This window comes from Legionella rubrilucens, assembly GCF_001468125.1.
Taxonomy (GTDB): Bacteria; Pseudomonadota; Gammaproteobacteria; order Legionellales; family Legionellaceae; genus Legionella_C; species Legionella_C rubrilucens.
The window spans coordinates 156,281-172,410 of the sequence record NZ_LNYT01000007.1 but is presented as its reverse complement, the minus strand read 5'-3'; the positions used below and the strand labels follow the sequence as shown (position 1 = coordinate 172,410).

Sequence of the window (16,130 nt, the reverse complement as noted above, 5' to 3'; positions counted from 1 at the left end):
CACCCCTTGCGCGCCCTGGCCATAAAAGACCTAAGAGATCAAATAAAAACACTCGGAGCATTATAAAGAGGATTTATTAAGGTTTACTTAGCGAGAAGAAACTGAAAATTGAATTTCCACGACCTTGGAGGTTCTTATTCTATAACGAATGTTCCTGCAGCCAAGCCGACGCTCTCTTACACCGGTAGGCGCTGGATACCCATTTACTGGATAGAACAAACCGTGGCAGCGTCTTTCGATTTTTCCTCATTCCAGGCGTGAGACGGTTTAAATACGGTATTGGCAAGCAGCGGCGATTTGTTGTCTGAAGTGGAAGTATGGGTATTCATCGGTGGAGGACTGGAACCATACGATGCAGCAGAGGCCATGATGCCGCCGTCAATCAAGAAAGGGGCACCTGTAACATAGGATGATTCGTCAGACGCGAGGAACACCGCCATGTGGGCTACTTCTTCTGCCTTTCCCATGCGCCGCAGGGGGATAGACTGGCTGTATTCGCTAATGCGTTGTTGACGATGCTCGTCGTGACCGAATTCCAAATCCCACATATCCGTTAAAATCGCAGCCGGTACAATTTCATTGCAACGAATTTTGTATCCCTTTTTTGCACAGTGCAGAGCCAGGGTTTTGGTGAAATTATCGCTGGCCCCTTTGCTGGCACCATAGGCAATATTGGAAGGAACCCCTACCCGGCCGGAACGTGAACCGAGATTAATAATCGAGGCATTGTCACTTTGTTTAAGCAAAGGCAGCATGGCCTTACACCCTAAAAACAGGGCATCCAGATTCACCGCCAGAACGGCGTGCCAGTCCTTGAGCGAAATGCTTTCGATGTCTTGCGGGGTTTTACTGCCAGGCGCTGTATCAATGCCGGCATTATTCACCAGAATGTCTAGCGTCTGGTAGTGCTTTTTAATGTAAGCCTGGGCCTGTTGCCAATCGTCTTCCAGAGTGACATCAAGGCAGAGATAGTCTGCAGCGCCAATGGTTTTCGCTTTCTCAAGACCCTGTTCCCGTGGAAGCCTGCCTGTGATAATCACCTGAGCGCCCTCCCTGCTGAACGCTTCCGCGATGGCTAAGCCAATGGATTTGGTCGCGCCGGTCACCAAGGCCGTTTTACCCTGCAATCGTCCCATGATTTAAGTGCTCCTATCTCCACCGCGTCGGGCTGTGGGTTCGTTAATTCAGAGTAATCAGCGATACATCGCCCATGTAAGGCTTTAAAGCGTCTGGAATGCGGATATTACCGTCTTTGTCCTGATAGTTTTCCATGATGGCAACCAGCGTGCGCCCGACGGCAAGTCCTGAACCATTGAGCGTATGAACCCATTCGGTTTCCTGAGTATCCGGGTGGCGATAGCGTGCTTTCATGCGGCGCGCCTGAAAAGAGGTCATGTTTGAGCAGGAAGAAATTTCCCGGTAGGTGTTTTGACTCGGCAACCAGACCTCCAAATCGTAAGTCTTGGCGGAACCTGCACCCATATCCCCCGTACACAAAGCCATGACACGATAAGGCAGGCGCAAACGTTGCAGGATGGTTTCAGCATGGCGCGTCAGTGTTTCCAGGGCCTCAAACGAATGCTCCGGCTGGGTAATCCAGACCAGTTCCACTTTCTCAAACTGATGCTGACGTATCATTCCCTTGGTGTCCTTGCCATAAGATCCGGCTTCGCTGCGAAAACAGGGCGAGTGGCAAACATGACGCAGAGGCAGGGCCTCATGGGCAATGATGGTATCCCGAACCGTATTGGTTACCGGGATCTCCGCCGTGGAGGTGAGGTAATAATTGCCTTCGCCTTCTAATTTAAACAAATCATTTTCAAATTTCGGCAATTGACCGGTTCCGAGCAAACTGTCGGCATTGACAATGTAGGGAACGTAAATTTCTTCGTAGCCATGCTCAAGGGTATGGATATCAAGCATGAATTGGATTAAGGCACGATGCAGTTTGGCAATCTGGTTTTTCATCACAACAAAACGGCTGCCCGTTATCTTAACCGCGAGCGCAAAATCCATTTGTCCCAGGGTCTCGCCCAATTCATCATGGGATTTCACAGTAAAATCAAACGCAGGAATCTCACCCCAGCGGCGGATTTCCACATTCCCGGTCTCATCCTGACCAATGGGGGCGGAGTCGTGCGGTAAATTAGGCAAGGATAAAGCAATCTGTTCAATCTGTCGGAGAATGGTTTCCAGTTCCTGCTTTTTTTGCTCCAGTTCGCTGCCTAACTGATTGACTTCGGCACGCATGGCCTCAATGTTTTCCCCACGTGCGACTGCAGCGCCTATCTCTTTCGAACGTTTGTTACGCTCATTCTGCAATGACTGGGTTGCCACCTGCAAGGCTTTGCGCTGTTCTTCCAGTTGCCTATACGCTTCAGCGTCGAATTTGAAACCGCGTCTCGCCAGTTGTTCAGCTACGGCAAACGGATCGTCACGTAACAGTTGGGGATCTAACATAATTTTTTTCCATTACCTATTGTCTAGCTCACACCCATTTCCGCAGTCCAGGACAAAATACGATTGCCTTCCACCAGCGTACTGAAGTGGTTAAGAATATCATCGGCTTTTGCCGGCTCCTCCACAAACTCAATCACGATGGGCAGATCGAAATGAATATCCAGCAATCTTGCTTCACGCAGCTTGCCTGAACTGCCAAAGCCCTTCACGCCGCGAAACATGGTCGCACCCATGACTTTTTGATCATGAAGGTAATCGTAAATCTGCTTAAGATGAGGTGAATCTTCACTTAAATAAAAACGCACTACTTTGACTTGCATCAGACCATCCCTCCTATCCATCGACCGACCATTATCCCTACAAAAGCCATCCCCAGAGCGCAGAGGTTATTCAGCGCAATGTTAAGCAAGGCGGCCACGTGTTCCCCTCCTTCAAACAATACCCAGGTTTCCCAGGAATAACTTGAAAACGTAGTGAAACCACCTAAGAAACCAACCACCAGAAACAAACGCCAGTAATCAGTGACGGCAAAACGTTCCAAAAGCAGGATCATAATTAATCCCGCCAGAAAGGATCCAAGCCAGTTAACGAACCAGGTTCCTACCGGGTAATGACTGCCAAAAAATTTTGCCATCAGTGCCGCAGAGCCAAAGCGAGAAACAGCGCCCAAGGCCCCGCCGCAAGCCACAGTTCCAATTGCAGCCCACATAATTCGTTCCTTATCTAACAATGCCTCGAGTGGATTGATTCAACGCATCAATCATGGGAATGACTTCCGGACAATCCTGTTGCATCATTTCCAGTTCGGCGACGGCCTGCTGTACAGTCAGTCCCTTACGGAAAATTATTTTATAGGCACGGCGTAAATGATCAATAGCCGAAGACGAAAAACCACGACGCCTTAACCCCACGGTATTGATGCCGCAGGCGGATGTGGTATGCCCCGCAATCATGACGTAAGGCAGCACGTCTTTGGTTACATACGTAGCCCTGGCTATAAAGGCATAGGCGCCAATCAGACAGAATTGATGAACGGCGGCGTAAGGGCCAATAATCGCATAATCATTGACAATCACGTGCCCTGAAAGCGCCGCATGATTCACCATGATGGTGTGATTACCTACCATGCAATCATGACCGATATGCGAATACGCCATCAGAAAATTATTATTGCCGATGCGGGTTACCCCGCCGCCTTTTACTGTGCCGCGGCTTATCATGCAGTATTCACGGATGACATTGTTATCGCCAATCTCAAGACGAGTTGCCTCCCCTTGATAAGTGACATCCTGAGGTTCGTCGCCAACTGAAGCGAATTGAAAAATTTTATTGTTCTTTCCTATCCGGGTTGGGCCCTCAATCACGACATAAGGTCCGATCCAGGTTCCTTCACCAATTTCTACGTCAGCACCAATCACGCTGCCAGGCCCTATCGATACCCCTTCTGCTATTTTGGCCGAGGGGTGAATCATTGCGCGTTCATCTATCACTTTTTAACTTCCTTCGATGCACTCATTAAATCGGCGGAGCAGGCCAATGTGTCGCCAACAAAGGCTTCGCCATGCATACGCCAAAAATCACGTTTTTGCCCTACTAATTTCACTTCAAGCCTAAGCTGATCGCCCGGTGTCACAACATGCTTGAATTTCGCATTGTCAATTCCGGCAAAATAATACAGAAACTCATGTCCCTCTTTGGGGGTTCTTGATAAATTGGATAAAATAGCGCTGGCTTGAGCTAAAGCCTCCAGCATCAGGACGCCAGGCATGATCGGATTGCCAGGAAAATGCCCCATAAAGAACGGTTCGTTAATGGTGACATTTTTTGTCGCAACCAGGTAATCCAGTGTTTTGTAGTCAAGCACTCTGTCCACCAGAATAAACGGATACCGGTGAGGCAAAAGCTCCAGAATTCTTATAATGTCAATTGGTTCATTCATGCATCATCTCACTCAATTCTATTCCTAACGACGATCATTAATTAGCCGAATCAATCAATGATCGCAGGATTCCTTTTCTTAGCCAACTCAACTCATGGAGTCGTCCTGCCCCTTTTTTTCCAATTTCGCCAATCGCGCCACGTAATCGTCCAGGCGTCGAAAACGAGCCGCATTGCGTCGCCAGCGTTGATGTTCGCTGACCAGGGTACCGGAAGAATACACACCGGCCCTTTGCAGGCTTTTGCTGACGGTGGACATTCCGGTAATAACCACTTCGTTGGCAAGATGAACATTTGCCGCAATGCAGCTTGCCCCGCCAATCACACAATGGCCGCCGATGCGTACAAACGCCCCGATAACCGCGCAGCCAGCAATGGCTGTGTGAGCGCCAATAGTAACATCATGCGCAATATGTACCAAATTATCGATACAAACATTTTCACCAATGCAGGTGTCACTCAAGGAGCCGCGGGCGATGACGGTGTTCGCGCCAATCAGGACTCGATCGCCGATTACTGTGCCGCCGAGGGCATGGCTTGTGTGCCAATACCCTTTATCCTTGAGATTGTTAAAGGGGTTAGCGCCAATCACCACACCGCTGCCGACATAGGTTTGCGCACCGATGACCGTTCCGGCTCCGATGACTGCACCGGGTTCAATGATTGTCTGCGCCCCAATAAACACATCCTTTTCGATCACACAATGGGCACCGACACAAACACCGGGGGCTATCACCACACGCTCACCAATCATGGCGTGCGCATCAATGAAAACGTGCTGAGGCAGCTCCGCCGTGGGTGAAATAATAGCAGATTGATGAATGCCTTGTCTTTTAATTGGCGCAATTTTAAACAAATTGGCCACTAAATGTATTGATTCCCAGGGATTAGGTACGGAAATGCAACTGAAAGGAAAGTCTCTAACCTGCTGTGGTGCGAGAAGCACAGCCCCCGCCCGGGTTTTTGATAATAAATCGAACTGAGCGGTATTGTCGAAACAGGCTATTTGATTTTTTTGAGCCCTCACTAATGAAGAAACCCCTTGAATCAGCAACGCTGCATCACCGTGCAGATTGCCGCTCAAGAGGTCAGCCAATTCCCTGAGGGTATATGCTGTAGTCACGAAATCAATCGATGTTTTTCATGACACTGGCAGTAATATCCAACTTGTTGTCGCTGAAGGGTGCAGCATCTTTCTGAAGAATCAGATCGTATTTTTCAGTTTCAGCCACTTTGGTGATGGCTTTACGGATTTTACCGTACAACTCTTCCATGGCTTCATTATGAGCGGTGCTCAATTCCTGCTGGTACTGTTGGCCTTGACGTTCGAAATTCTGTTGTGCAGCAACAATTTTTTTCTCAAGCTCTTTCTTCTGAGCCTGGCTCATCACGGTGCTTTCACGCTTGAATTTTTCCATGTCTTTTTTAAGGCTTTCTTCCATGGCCACTAATTTATCACGGCGAGGTTTGAATTCCTTCTCCAGTTTTTGCTGGATCGCTTTCATCTGGGATGAGGTTTGCATGATTTTCTGCAAATCAACAACACCAATTTTTGACCAATCGGCAAAGGCATTAGCAGCACCCAAGCTGAAAACCAACGCCATTAAAAACCCGCTAACACACTTCATGATTTATCTCCTGGTTGAAAGGCTATGATGCTAGCATAATTCAAAGGCGGTTGCGACAATTGTGCAACGCAAATGGCAAGAATTATCGGGGTTTTATATCCGTCTTGCCATCAACCCCTCAATGAGGCCAGCATTCGTTTTTAGAAACCGGAGGATAATGTAAACTGGAAGACCTGTTCATCATCACCCGGTTGTTTATTCAAGGGTTTCGCCACACTGAAGGCCAGAGGGCCAAACGGTGAGCGCCATTCCAGTGAAACACCCGCCGAATAACGCAGAGGGCCAGCATCGGAACCCGCCAGGTTTGCAGGCGTTCCGCGGACAAACACATTACCCGCATCAACAAAGACGGAAGTACGTACATTGTCCCGGCTTAACGGGTACGGGAAAATCAAGGAGGCAGTGCCATTGACCAGGAAGTTGGCACCAATGGCATTTCCGGTATTGTCCTGGGGACCGAGTGAGTAACTGCTGTAACCCCGGACCTGCCCAGGCTGCGCGATACCCCCGGCATAATAGTTTTCAAAGAAGGGCAAACCTTGATTATCGAACTGGTTACCGTAGCCCACATTACCCAGTACTGAAAAGATAAACCCTTTAAACAGCGGCTGGTACAAGTGCGCCATGTAACTGGTTTTGTAATAAGACAGTGACGATGATGTCGCCGGTAAGGCCACCATGGCCGTCGCCTGTTGGTTCATACCACTGGTTGGGAATGGCAGCTGATCGTAACTGTTTCTGTTCCACCCTGCCGATAAACGGATTTCCTGGAAGTGACGCCCATGAATGTCGACGAAATTCTGAATCTGCTGGACGAAACCGACGGATTTAATATTCAGATCCTGATAACCATAACCAAACTGCAGGCTGCTTTTCTCGCTGAGCAGCACGTTGTAATTAATATCCCCGCCCCAACGATCAGACGAGTAGGCACTGACATCGAGTTTTTGCGGATCAACCACCTGATAATACAAATTAAAGCCGCGTCCTATACCGGTTTTGGTATAAAACGGGTTGTAATAATTAAGCGAATAATCCTGACCCCAGTAGCTCGCATTAAAACCAATGCCCATGGAACGGCCAGTCCCCATGAAGTTATGCTGATTAAAGGCTGTATTGAACGTGGGTCCGTTGGTGCCATAACCGATCGAGGCTGTGGCTTCGGCAGAGGGGGCCTCTTCGACGTTCACATCCAGATCAACCTGATTATTGGCACCCGGCACAGGGGTAGTCTTGACGTTAATGTCTTTTAAATACCCCAATAAACGCAACTGGCGTTCGGATTCTTTAATGTTATGCAGCGAGAGCAGCGATCCCTCATCCTGACGGATGACGTTGCGTAACACATAATCGGCCGTCTTGGTATTGCCATGGAAATTAATGCGGCGCACATACACATGCCGGCCGGGTTCGACCACAAAGGTAATGAACACGGTTTTGTTTTCTTCATCCAGGCGCGGCTCGGCATTGATCGCCGGGAAGCCGTACCCCACATCCCCTAAAGCAAGACCAATGGCGGAAATGCTTTCCGTCACTTTCTTACGGGAAAACACATCCCCTTTCTTCACCTGAATCAATGAATCGATTTTTTCTTTGGGCAATACGGTTTTACCCATTACAGCATAGCCCGCAAAGCGGTACTGCGGCCCTTCTTCAATATGGATATTGATAAAAACATCTTTTTTATCCGGCGACAACATCACCTGCGAGGACACCACATTGAATTTCAAATACCCGCGATCCAGGTAAAAGGAGCGCAGGGACTCAAGCGAGGCATCCATTGCTGTTTTGGAATACTGATCTTTTTTAGTGAAATAGGTGAAGATGCCGCTGGTGGACAACGACAATTCCGGCATGAGTTCATTGCTTGAAAAATCATGGTTGCCGATGAACTTAATCTCTTTAATACGCGCCACACGGCCTTCTGACACATTAATGGCGATGGCCACCCGGTTTTCGGTGAGCGCTGTCACCTTGGTCTCAATGCGGGCGTTGTATTTCCCGCGTGCGTTGTAAGCCTGCTTCAGCTCTTTTTCAAGGCGCTCAAGGGCGGAACGCTGGAAAACGCGCCCCTTGGCCAGTCCCATTTGTTTCAGTAATTCTTTTAATTTGTCGGAAGGGATTTCCTTGTTGCCTGTCAGGTTGATGGAGCCAATGGTTGCCCGTTCAATGACGTTGACAATCAAGGTGTTTCCCTGGCGCTCAAGCGAAACCGACTGAAAAAAACCGGTATCATACAGAGCACGGATAATTTGCCCGGTGCTCGCGGCGCTGACTTCTTCACCCACCTGCACAGGTAAATAATTAAGCACTGTTCCCACACTGACGCGCTGAAGGCCGGTGACTTTGATGTCGCGAACAATAAACCCATTCGCGGCGTTAACGGCTGCTGTCCAGGTAAGAAGCGATGAACAGCATACACCCAGGAAAATTTTTTTACTGACTTTATTCATTATTATTTTACGTCCAGCACTACAACTAAAACGAATGCCGGGTTTCAAACCGGCGGGAATAATTCAAAATTTGCAATCCTTTTATAGGAACTGACAAGCGCTGTCAAGCAAACAATGGATCAAGTTAAATCCTGTTTCTGTTCCTTTCCTGAGACACAAAAAACCGGCTGATGGAAGAGTAAGCCAGAATCAAGGGCTTATCTCCGTCAACTGGTTAATCGCGAAATATCATTGGTTAATGCCAGAACCGTCAATGCAATGAGGAAGGCCAATCCAACATACAATCCGGCGGCTCGTATCCCTTCAGATAATGGGCGGCGGATAATGATTTCGATGAAATAATACAGCAGATGACCGCCATCCAACATAGGAATCGGTAATAAATTAAGTACCCCAAGGCTGATGCTGACCAAAGCCAGGAAAGACAAATAATAGGCAATACCGCTACGCGCCGATTCACCTGCACCCTGGGCGATTCCTACAGGGCCGCTGATGGTTTTTAAAGCCAGCTTGCCTGTGACAAATCGGCCAATCAGGGAAAACGTCGTAGCCGTTAAATCCACCGTCTGACGCAAAGCCGTGCCAAGGGCCGCAATTGGACCTTCCCGCTGCACACGCAGCCATTCTTTGGGCCAATCCACTTTTTTCGAACGAATACCGATGTAGCCTTCCTGACTGCCGTTAACGTCTTTACTGCCCGTACGAAGCACCACGGTGTCACTTTTGCCGTCACGGAGAATGCCAAGCCTCAGCACCCGATCCGGGTTCTTTTTGACAATCTCCACCAGATCAAGCCAATCAGACAGCGGTTTGCCGTCGACGGTCTGAATGGTATCGTTTAAGGTCAGACCTGCTTTTTCGGCTGGTGAGTCCTCCATCACCTCCCCCACAACCGGCGGAATGGTGGGGATGAAAGGGGTAATACCCAGACTGGCAAGCGGATCCGGTTTTTGCGCATCGAGTTGCCATTCGCTCAAGGGTAGCAGTACGGTCTTAGGTTTGCCGCCAGCCATAGGCTTCACGGTCATGGACACAGTTTCATCGCTGCCCACCAGAGGCAGGAGCAGGTACTGGAAATCACGCCAGCTCCGAACAGGCTCATCATTCAGCCGAATGATTTCCTGTTGGGCGCTGAGTCCCGCCTTGTGGGCGAGGCTACCCGGCTTGACGGCTTCGATCATGGGGGCCAGTGAATAAATACCGATAACCAGGACAAGCCAGAGGGCGAGAAAGGCAAAAATCAGATTAAACAGAGGGCCGGCGGCGACAATGGCAATCCTTGCCCAGACTGGTTTATTATTAAAGGCGAGGTGACGTTCTTCTGCCGGCACCTCCCCCTCGCCTTCATCCAGCATCTTGACATAACCACCCAAAGGCAGCAAAGACCAGGCGTACTCCGTCCCTTGCCTGTCGTGCCAGCGAAACAGCACTTTACCGAAACCAAATGAGAAACGAAGCACTTTAACGCCGCATAAACGGGCGACTATAAAATGCCCGAACTCATGCACTGTCACTAAAAGCAACAGCGCTAAAACAAAAAAAACTAATGTATAAGCCATTTGAGTGTCCCCGAAACCAGGTATTCAAGCCCAAAATAAAAAGCAGGAGCAGCAGCGATAAGACTATCCAGACGATCGAGTACCCCGCCATGGCCCGGGATTAGGTGCCCTGTGTCTTTAACATGCTGGCGTCGCTTCAGGATGCTGATGAACAAATCGCCTAAAAGCGCGATAAAAAACACCAGGACGTTAATGAGAACCCACATTAACGGCGCATGGGGTTGAAAATACCAATAGCCTGAAACGGCAACCACGGAGGCCAACACAGCGCCGCCGGCTAACCCTTCCAGGGTTTTCCCCGGACTGACCACCGGAATAAGCTTGTGTTTTCCCCACTGTTTCCCTGCAAGATAAGCGCCGATATCGGCAGCCCATACAAAAAACAATAGATAAAAAATCAGTTCTTTGCCACCCTCAAGCTCATAAATACTCAGCAGACTTTGACCAAAAAGAGGCAACAGGGCAAAACACAGGCTGGTGACCACCGGTCGATTTCCCCAGACACGTTGCGATGAAGGAAACAACAGGACGGCAAAAATCAATAAAAACCAAAGGGCTAATCCAGCGATAAGCCAATACCCGATAACCAGGTGAATTAATAAGGCGCAAACCAATAACCCTGCAAGAATCAACAACCTGACAGGAATATGCACAACAGGGATAAGCGGCAACCACTCCAGACCGCAGGCCATGACCAGCAGAAAAACCGCTGCAGCAAACACCCAGAAGTTGGAATAATGAATAGCGGCCAGTACGGCGGGAACTAAAATCAGGGTGGTTATTAATCGCTGCTTAAACATACTCTTTCTCGCTTACCTGTTGTGACGTTTTTCCGTAACGGCGCTCACGCTGTTTAAAACTGAGCAAGGCCTCTTCAAATTCCACCGCAGTAAAATCAGGCCAAAGGGTGTCAGTAAAATACAATTCCGTGTAGGCTAACTGCCATAGAAAGAAGTTGCTGATACGCCGCTCCCCGCTGGTTCGGATAAAAAAATCAGGCTCCGGCAAATCGTGGGTACACAACTGCTGATTGAGCGTGGTTTCATTGATTTCATCGAGGCGAAGCCTGCCGGTACTCACCTGCTCAGCTATTTTTTTAGCCGCCTGGGTTATCTCCCATTTGCCCCCGTAATTTAAGACCAGATTTAAAATCAGACCCTGGTTATCTTTGGTTAAGTGTTCAGCAATCTCCATTTCAGCACAAATGGCCGGCGGCAGGCCTTGCCGGTTACCGGTAAAACGCAGGCAGATGGCTTTTTGGTGTAACTCCTGGACTTCATGGCGAAGTGTGGTCAGGAAGAGCTGCATTAGAAACTCCACCTCGCGCTCGGGACGCGACCAGTTTTCACTGCTGAAGGCAAACAGGCTCAAAACAGGGATTTGATGCTCCAGGCAGGATCGGATGACTGTTTTAACTGTAGCAATTCCTGCTTTATGACCTTCAAAACGAAGCATGCCTCGACTTTCAGCCCAGCGCCCATTACCGTCCATCACAATGGCGATATGCTGCGGTAATTTACTCTTCAAACCATTTCTTCCTACGACTTCGATGAGGCGATAGTCTAACCGCTTTGAACAAAAATTTTAAGTACTGTCTGAAGGAAGTCGCGGATTGACCCGCCTCGGTGCCATGAACTAAGGTAAAGCATTATCCCAAAGCCAAACGGACACCATGAATTCATTGCATTGCGACACCGCCATCCTTGGCGCCGGTGCGGCCGGTTTAAGTCTTGCCGCGGGCTTAAGCCAGTTGGGCTTGAATGTCATTCTCATTGAAAAAGGCCTCATGGGCGGCGACTGTCTGAATTATGGCTGCGTTCCCTCCAAAGCCTTAATCGCCTGCGCCAAAAATTTCTGGCATGCGCGCCATAGCCAGGCACTGGGGCTTATTCATTTTTCAAGTCCACGTGAGCAACTGGACTTTCATCAGGTGATGCAGCATGTCCGTGACACCATTGACACCTTAGCCGTGCATGATTCCGTGGAACGTTTTGAATCCTTGGGCGTAAAAGTCATTCAGGCTGAGGCTCGCTTTATGGATAAAAACACCATTCAAGCGGGTGATTATGCAATTAAAGCCCGACACATCGTCATCGCCACGGGCTCTTCGCCAGCCATACCGCCCATACCCGGCCTCAGCGATGTTCCCTATTTAACCAATGAAACGATTTTCAGCCTAACTCAACTCCCCAGGCATCTATTGGTTATCGGCGGCGGCCCCATTGGTTGTGAATTGGCACAAGCTTTTGCCATGCTGGGCAGCCACGTGTCATTGCTGGAAAGCGATGTCCTGTTAAATCGCGAGGATCAGGATTGCACTGCCATTGTCCGTATGTCCATGCAAGGAACCGGCGTACACCTGTATGAGGGAGTTGAGATCAACCACATTAAGGGTGATCCAGACGGCATCCGTCTTGTGGCGAAACATCATGAAAAAAGCCTTGAGCTTTCAGGCAGCCACTTGTTGGTGGCTGCGGGCAGACAAGTCAGGGTGGATGATTTGGGGCTTGACGCCGCGGGGATCCGCTGCCACAGCCAACGCATTGAAGTCGATAAAAAACTTCGTACCAGCAACCGGCGTGTTTTTGCAATCGGCGACGCGGCCGGCGGCCTTCAGTTTACCCATGTGGCCAATGATCATGCAGGCATTGTTTTAAAACAGATTGCTTTTAAATTGCCAGCCAAACGACAGGAAAAAGCAATTCCCCGCGTCACTTACACCCACCCTGAACTCGCCCAGGTCGGTATGAGTGAACGGGAGGCGTTGCAACACCCCAAACAATACCACATCCTTCAATTGGATTTTAAAGCCAATGACCGCGCGCATACCGAGGGAAATACCCTGGGCCTGCTTAAAGTCATTGTTACCAGGAAAGGCAGGATTTTAGGGGCCAGCCTGTGCGCTGATAATGCAGGCGAGCTGATTTTCCCCTGGATAGTCGCTGTCCGGGAAGGCCGATCTTTACGCCTGTTTACCGACACCATCACTCCCTACCCTACCCGCAATGAACTCAGTAAGCGCTTAGCCAGCCAATTCTACGCGCCTAAACTGTTTTCACCCTGGGTTAAGAAAATTGTCCGGTTTTTGTCGTGGTTTTAGACCCATCGCCCTAAAACCGGGCAAAACAGGATTGCCGCCTGACCAGCAAACCATTGCACTGTTCAAAATTAAATCGATTAGAATTTAACCCAATGCCAGCAGCCAATCCCGCCATTGACTCTCTGAAGCAATTAATCAGGGAAAACCTGGCGAAGCATTGGCCGCTTTAAAAATAAACCCCATTTAAAAAAAGAGACTTATCCACCCTGCTCACTGACGGCGATATTCTAACCGGACAGTCTCGTCAATCGCTCAGGTAAATGTAATAATAGGAATCGGTGTTTCAAACCCAATCAACTGCCTTACGGAGCTACAATGCAACCTCGGAAACCAATCGTCCTGATGATTCTTGACGGCTGGGGCTATCAAAACGACAAGGCCCACAATGCTATCGCTGCAGCCAACACGCCGCAATGGGATGAATGGTGGCATACCCGCCCCCATGTTCTGCTTGAGGCCTCCGGGCATGAGGTAGGGCTTCCTGACCAGCAAATGGGCAATTCCGAAGTGGGGCATATGCACATCGGCGCGGGACGAGTCATTTATCAGGATTACACCCGCATCAACGAAGCCATTGCCAGCGGGGAATTTGCCAATAACCCCCTTTTTATTGACGTCATTAACGACATGAAAGCACAAAACAAGGCGCTGCATGTCATGGGATTGTTATCGCCCGGCGGCGTGCACAGTCATGAGCAACATCTGTTTGCCTTCCTGCGCCTGTGTCACGAGCAGCAGTTCAATCGGGTTTACCTGCATCTGTTCCTGGACGGCCGCGACACGCCGCCGCAAAGCGCGCTGCAAAGCCTGGCCGCCTTAAATGCCGAGCTTGAACAGGCCCCGTCAGCCACCATCGCCTCGCTCTGCGGGCGCTACTTTGCTATGGACCGGGATAAACGCTGGGAACGCGTTGCCCCGGTGTACCGTATGCTTACGGAGGGCAAAAGCAGTTACCGTTTCTCCACTGCCGAAAGTGCGATCCGGAGCTTTTATGATGAAAAGAAAACCGATGAGTTCATACCGCCTACCGTCATTGGTGAAGGCCGTGCCATTGAATCGGGCGATTCCATTTTCTTTTTTAATTTCCGGGCTGACCGGGCCCGGCAATTGACGCAGGCGTTTATTGATGAGGATTTTGATGGTTTTATTCGTCAGGAACAGCCGGTTTTAACGCATTTTGTCACCATGACCCGTTACGCCAAGCATTTTTTAACGGAGACGGCCTTCCCTCCCCTCAGCTTGCGTAACACCCTTGGGGAAGTGTTATCCCGTCAGGGATTGACTCAGCTTCGCATTGCCGAAACGGAAAAATACGCCCATGTGACTTTCTTTTTTAATGGCGGCAATGAGCAGGTGTTTGCCAACGAGGATCGCATTCTCATCCCCTCCCCGCCTGTCGCCACGTACGATTTGGTGCCGGAGATGAGCGCACCGGAATTAACCCGCACGCTCATCGATGCCATTAAAAGCGATGCCTACGATGTCATCATCTGCAATTATGCCAATGCCGACATGGTCGGCCATACCGGCGACTTCCAGGCCACCGTTCGCGCCATTGAATGCCTGGATCAATGCATGCACAATGTGTGGCAGATTCTTGCCGAGGTGGGCGGCGCCCTGTTAATCACCGCCGATCATGGCAACGCAGAATGCATGTTTGACAAGACAACCAATCAGGCTCACACGGCGCATACCAGTGAGCCAGTGCCCTTTTTATACGTGGGCGCGGATTGGCATTTTAAACAAACCAAGGGCAGTCTGATTGACGTGGCGCCCACAATCCTGGCCCTTCTCGGCATTGACAAACCAGCCGACATGACAGGCCACGCACTTCTGGTGGAAGATGATGTCAATTCGCATTAACTCAACAGGCAGCCGCCTTGCCATTGCCTTACTGGCTTTATTGCCTGTCTTTACAAGCACGGCGGAAAATGCGCGCGTAACCCAAACCAAAACCCGGCTGAAGCAGCTTGACAATCAAATCAATAAGCTTAAACAAACCTTAGCCACTGCCCACGATAAACGAGGGACATTAACCCGGGAACTGGAAGGCACCGAAAAACAAATCGGTGAAAACGTCAGGCACCTTCGCAGCATCCAGAATAACATGGCCAGTAAACAACAGCGCATCCATGCCCTGCAAACGCATGTCAATGAACTGAATAAGCAGTTGGCCGCCCAACAACAGCTTCTGGCTCAACATGTTCGCACACGATACAAAATGGGAGAATATCAGCCTCTTAAATGGCTTTTAAACCAGGATGATCCTTACACCGTCAGCCGCTTGTTGACCTTTTATCAGTACCTGGTTCATTCGCGTCAAACCATGATTGATGAAATCGCCTCCACCAAGAAAAACCTGACCATCAATCAGGATAATTTAAAAACTGAACTGGCTGAACAAGAATCGCTTCAACATAAACTGCATGCTCATCAGCAACAACTTGAGCAGAATAAACGCTATCATACGGAAGTAATCCGCACCATCAACCAGGACATTCAAAGCAAACAACACACGCTCACTGAATACCAGCGCAACAAGGACAATCTCTCACGCCTGCTGAAAACCTTAGCCACAGAAAGCATTGCCCGTCCCAAACAACCGTTTACGGTCATGCGGCATAAATTGCCGAGGCCGGTACAGGTTGCCCGCAATGCGGTGCAGCGTCTCAATCAGGGAGTGACATTTTTTGCCGGCGAAGGGACACCGGTCCATGCCGTCTATCCCGGCAAAATCGTTTTCAGCGATTGGCTCAACGGCTATGGCCTGCTCATGATTATTGACCACGGCCAGGGCTTTATGACCCTTTACGCGCATAACCAATCCCTGTTTAAACACAAGGGTACTTACGTCATGCAGGGAGAGACCATTGCCGCCGTTGGCCATAGCGGCGGACTAAAGCAAAACGGACTATACTTCGAGGTAAGGCAACGTGGTAAAGCTGTTCCTCCGCTTGATTGGCTCTCTTAACTTGCCCTCTGGCATCTATAT

At 49.6% G+C, this 16,130-nt stretch carries 15 protein-coding genes; 3 read left to right on the top strand and 12 right to left on the bottom strand.

The window, feature by feature from the left end; all coding sequences use genetic code 11:
* Positions 1-203: 203 nt before the first annotated feature.
* The 12 genes from Lrub_RS04445 to Lrub_RS04390 all read right to left on the bottom strand — a co-directional run bounded on the left by Lrub_RS04445 (position 204) and on the right by Lrub_RS04390 (position 11,565).
* Positions 204-1,136: an SDR family NAD(P)-dependent oxidoreductase gene (locus tag Lrub_RS04445; RefSeq protein WP_065235712.1), complete on the bottom strand. Its 933-nt coding sequence runs from the start codon at positions 1,134-1,136 to the stop codon at positions 204-206.
* A gap of 43 nt (positions 1,137-1,179) precedes the next feature.
* The gene (serS, locus tag Lrub_RS04440; protein WP_058530989.1) at positions 1,180-2,460 is read right to left on the bottom strand and encodes a serine--tRNA ligase; all 1,281 of its coding nucleotides are present in this window, start codon (positions 2,458-2,460) and stop codon (positions 1,180-1,182) included.
* A gap of 23 nt (positions 2,461-2,483) precedes the next feature.
* Positions 2,484-2,780 carry a DUF190 domain-containing protein gene (locus Lrub_RS04435; protein WP_058530988.1) on the bottom strand — a complete coding sequence of 99 codons (297 nt, stop codon included), beginning with the start codon at positions 2,778-2,780 and terminating at the stop codon, positions 2,484-2,486.
* A complete protein-coding gene (gene crcB / locus Lrub_RS04430) occupies positions 2,780-3,169 on the bottom strand; it encodes a fluoride efflux transporter CrcB (RefSeq protein ID WP_058530987.1) in 390 nt (129 codons plus the stop codon). The genes Lrub_RS04435 and crcB overlap by 1 nt, the downstream gene beginning before the upstream one ends.
* A 10-nt stretch (positions 3,170-3,179) precedes the next feature.
* The gene (gene lpxA / locus Lrub_RS04425; RefSeq protein ID WP_058530986.1) at positions 3,180-3,950 is read right to left on the bottom strand and encodes an acyl-ACP--UDP-N-acetylglucosamine O-acyltransferase; all 771 of its coding nucleotides are present in this window, start codon (positions 3,948-3,950) and stop codon (positions 3,180-3,182) included.
* A complete protein-coding gene (gene fabZ, locus Lrub_RS04420; protein ID WP_058530985.1) occupies positions 3,947-4,399 on the bottom strand; it encodes a 3-hydroxyacyl-ACP dehydratase FabZ in 453 nt (150 codons plus the stop codon). Before fabZ ends, lpxA begins: the two co-directional genes overlap by 4 nt.
* A gap of 87 nt (positions 4,400-4,486) precedes the next feature.
* Entirely contained in the window at positions 4,487-5,521 is a 1,035-nt protein-coding gene (gene lpxD, locus Lrub_RS04415; RefSeq protein ID WP_058530984.1) for a UDP-3-O-(3-hydroxymyristoyl)glucosamine N-acyltransferase, read from the bottom strand.
* A 4-nt stretch (positions 5,522-5,525) separates the two neighbouring features.
* On the bottom strand, positions 5,526-6,026 hold the full coding sequence (locus tag Lrub_RS04410; protein WP_058530983.1) for an OmpH/Skp family outer membrane protein: 501 nt from the start codon (positions 6,024-6,026) through the stop codon (positions 5,526-5,528).
* A gap of 140 nt (positions 6,027-6,166) precedes the next feature.
* Positions 6,167-8,479 carry an outer membrane protein assembly factor BamA gene (gene bamA / locus Lrub_RS04405; protein WP_058530982.1) on the bottom strand — a complete coding sequence of 771 codons (2,313 nt, stop codon included), beginning with the start codon at positions 8,477-8,479 and terminating at the stop codon, positions 6,167-6,169.
* 206 nt (positions 8,480-8,685) lie between these two features.
* Positions 8,686-10,038: an RIP metalloprotease RseP gene (rseP, locus tag Lrub_RS04400; protein WP_058530981.1), complete on the bottom strand. Its 1,353-nt coding sequence runs from the start codon at positions 10,036-10,038 to the stop codon at positions 8,686-8,688.
* Positions 10,023-10,838, bottom strand: a complete 816-nt coding sequence (locus tag Lrub_RS04395; protein ID WP_058530980.1) for a phosphatidate cytidylyltransferase — start codon at positions 10,836-10,838, stop codon at positions 10,023-10,025. Before Lrub_RS04395 ends, rseP begins: the two co-directional genes overlap by 16 nt.
* Positions 10,831-11,565 carry an isoprenyl transferase gene (locus tag Lrub_RS04390; protein ID WP_058530979.1) on the bottom strand — a complete coding sequence of 245 codons (735 nt, stop codon included), beginning with the start codon at positions 11,563-11,565 and terminating at the stop codon, positions 10,831-10,833. Before Lrub_RS04390 ends, Lrub_RS04395 begins: the two co-directional genes overlap by 8 nt.
* A gap of 145 nt (positions 11,566-11,710) precedes the next feature.
* Between Lrub_RS04390 and Lrub_RS04385 the strand changes: the two genes are divergently transcribed.
* From Lrub_RS04385 to Lrub_RS04375, 3 genes are all read left to right on the top strand, one after another.
* The gene (locus tag Lrub_RS04385) at positions 11,711-13,138 is read left to right on the top strand and encodes a dihydrolipoyl dehydrogenase family protein (RefSeq protein ID WP_058530978.1); all 1,428 of its coding nucleotides are present in this window, start codon (positions 11,711-11,713) and stop codon (positions 13,136-13,138) included.
* Between the two features lie 315 nt (positions 13,139-13,453).
* Positions 13,454-15,001 carry a 2,3-bisphosphoglycerate-independent phosphoglycerate mutase gene (gene gpmI / locus Lrub_RS04380; RefSeq protein ID WP_058530977.1) on the top strand — a complete coding sequence of 516 codons (1,548 nt, stop codon included), beginning with the start codon at positions 13,454-13,456 and terminating at the stop codon, positions 14,999-15,001.
* Positions 14,982-16,109, top strand: coding sequence for a murein hydrolase activator EnvC family protein (locus Lrub_RS04375; RefSeq protein ID WP_058530976.1), 1,128 nt, complete (start codon positions 14,982-14,984; stop codon positions 16,107-16,109). The genes gpmI and Lrub_RS04375 overlap by 20 nt, the downstream gene beginning before the upstream one ends.
* Positions 16,110-16,130: the final 21 nt, after the last annotated feature.

Coding starts and splice junctions, on each gene's coding strand:
- Lrub_RS04445 (WP_065235712.1), bottom strand. CDS start 1,136: ATGGGACGATTGCAGGGTAAAACGGCCTTGGTGACCGGCGCGACCAAA.
- serS (WP_058530989.1), bottom strand. CDS start 2,460: ATGTTAGATCCCCAACTGTTACGTGACGATCCGTTTGCCGTAGCTGAA.
- Lrub_RS04435 (WP_058530988.1), bottom strand. CDS start 2,780: ATGCAAGTCAAAGTAGTGCGTTTTTATTTAAGTGAAGATTCACCTCAT.
- crcB (WP_058530987.1), bottom strand. CDS start 3,169: ATGTGGGCTGCAATTGGAACTGTGGCTTGCGGCGGGGCCTTGGGCGCT.
- fabZ (WP_058530985.1), bottom strand. CDS start 4,399: ATGAATGAACCAATTGACATTATAAGAATTCTGGAGCTTTTGCCTCAC.
- Lrub_RS04410 (WP_058530983.1), bottom strand. CDS start 6,026: ATGAAGTGTGTTAGCGGGTTTTTAATGGCGTTGGTTTTCAGCTTGGGT.
- bamA (WP_058530982.1), bottom strand. CDS start 8,479: ATGAATAAAGTCAGTAAAAAAATTTTCCTGGGTGTATGCTGTTCATCG.
- rseP (WP_058530981.1), bottom strand. CDS start 10,038: ATGGCTTATACATTAGTTTTTTTTGTTTTAGCGCTGTTGCTTTTAGTG.
- Lrub_RS04395 (WP_058530980.1), bottom strand. CDS start 10,838: ATGTTTAAGCAGCGATTAATAACCACCCTGATTTTAGTTCCCGCCGTA.
- Lrub_RS04385 (WP_058530978.1), top strand. CDS start 11,711: ATGAATTCATTGCATTGCGACACCGCCATCCTTGGCGCCGGTGCGGCC.
- gpmI (WP_058530977.1), top strand. CDS start 13,454: ATGCAACCTCGGAAACCAATCGTCCTGATGATTCTTGACGGCTGGGGC.
- Lrub_RS04375 (WP_058530976.1), top strand. CDS start 14,982: ATGATGTCAATTCGCATTAACTCAACAGGCAGCCGCCTTGCCATTGCC.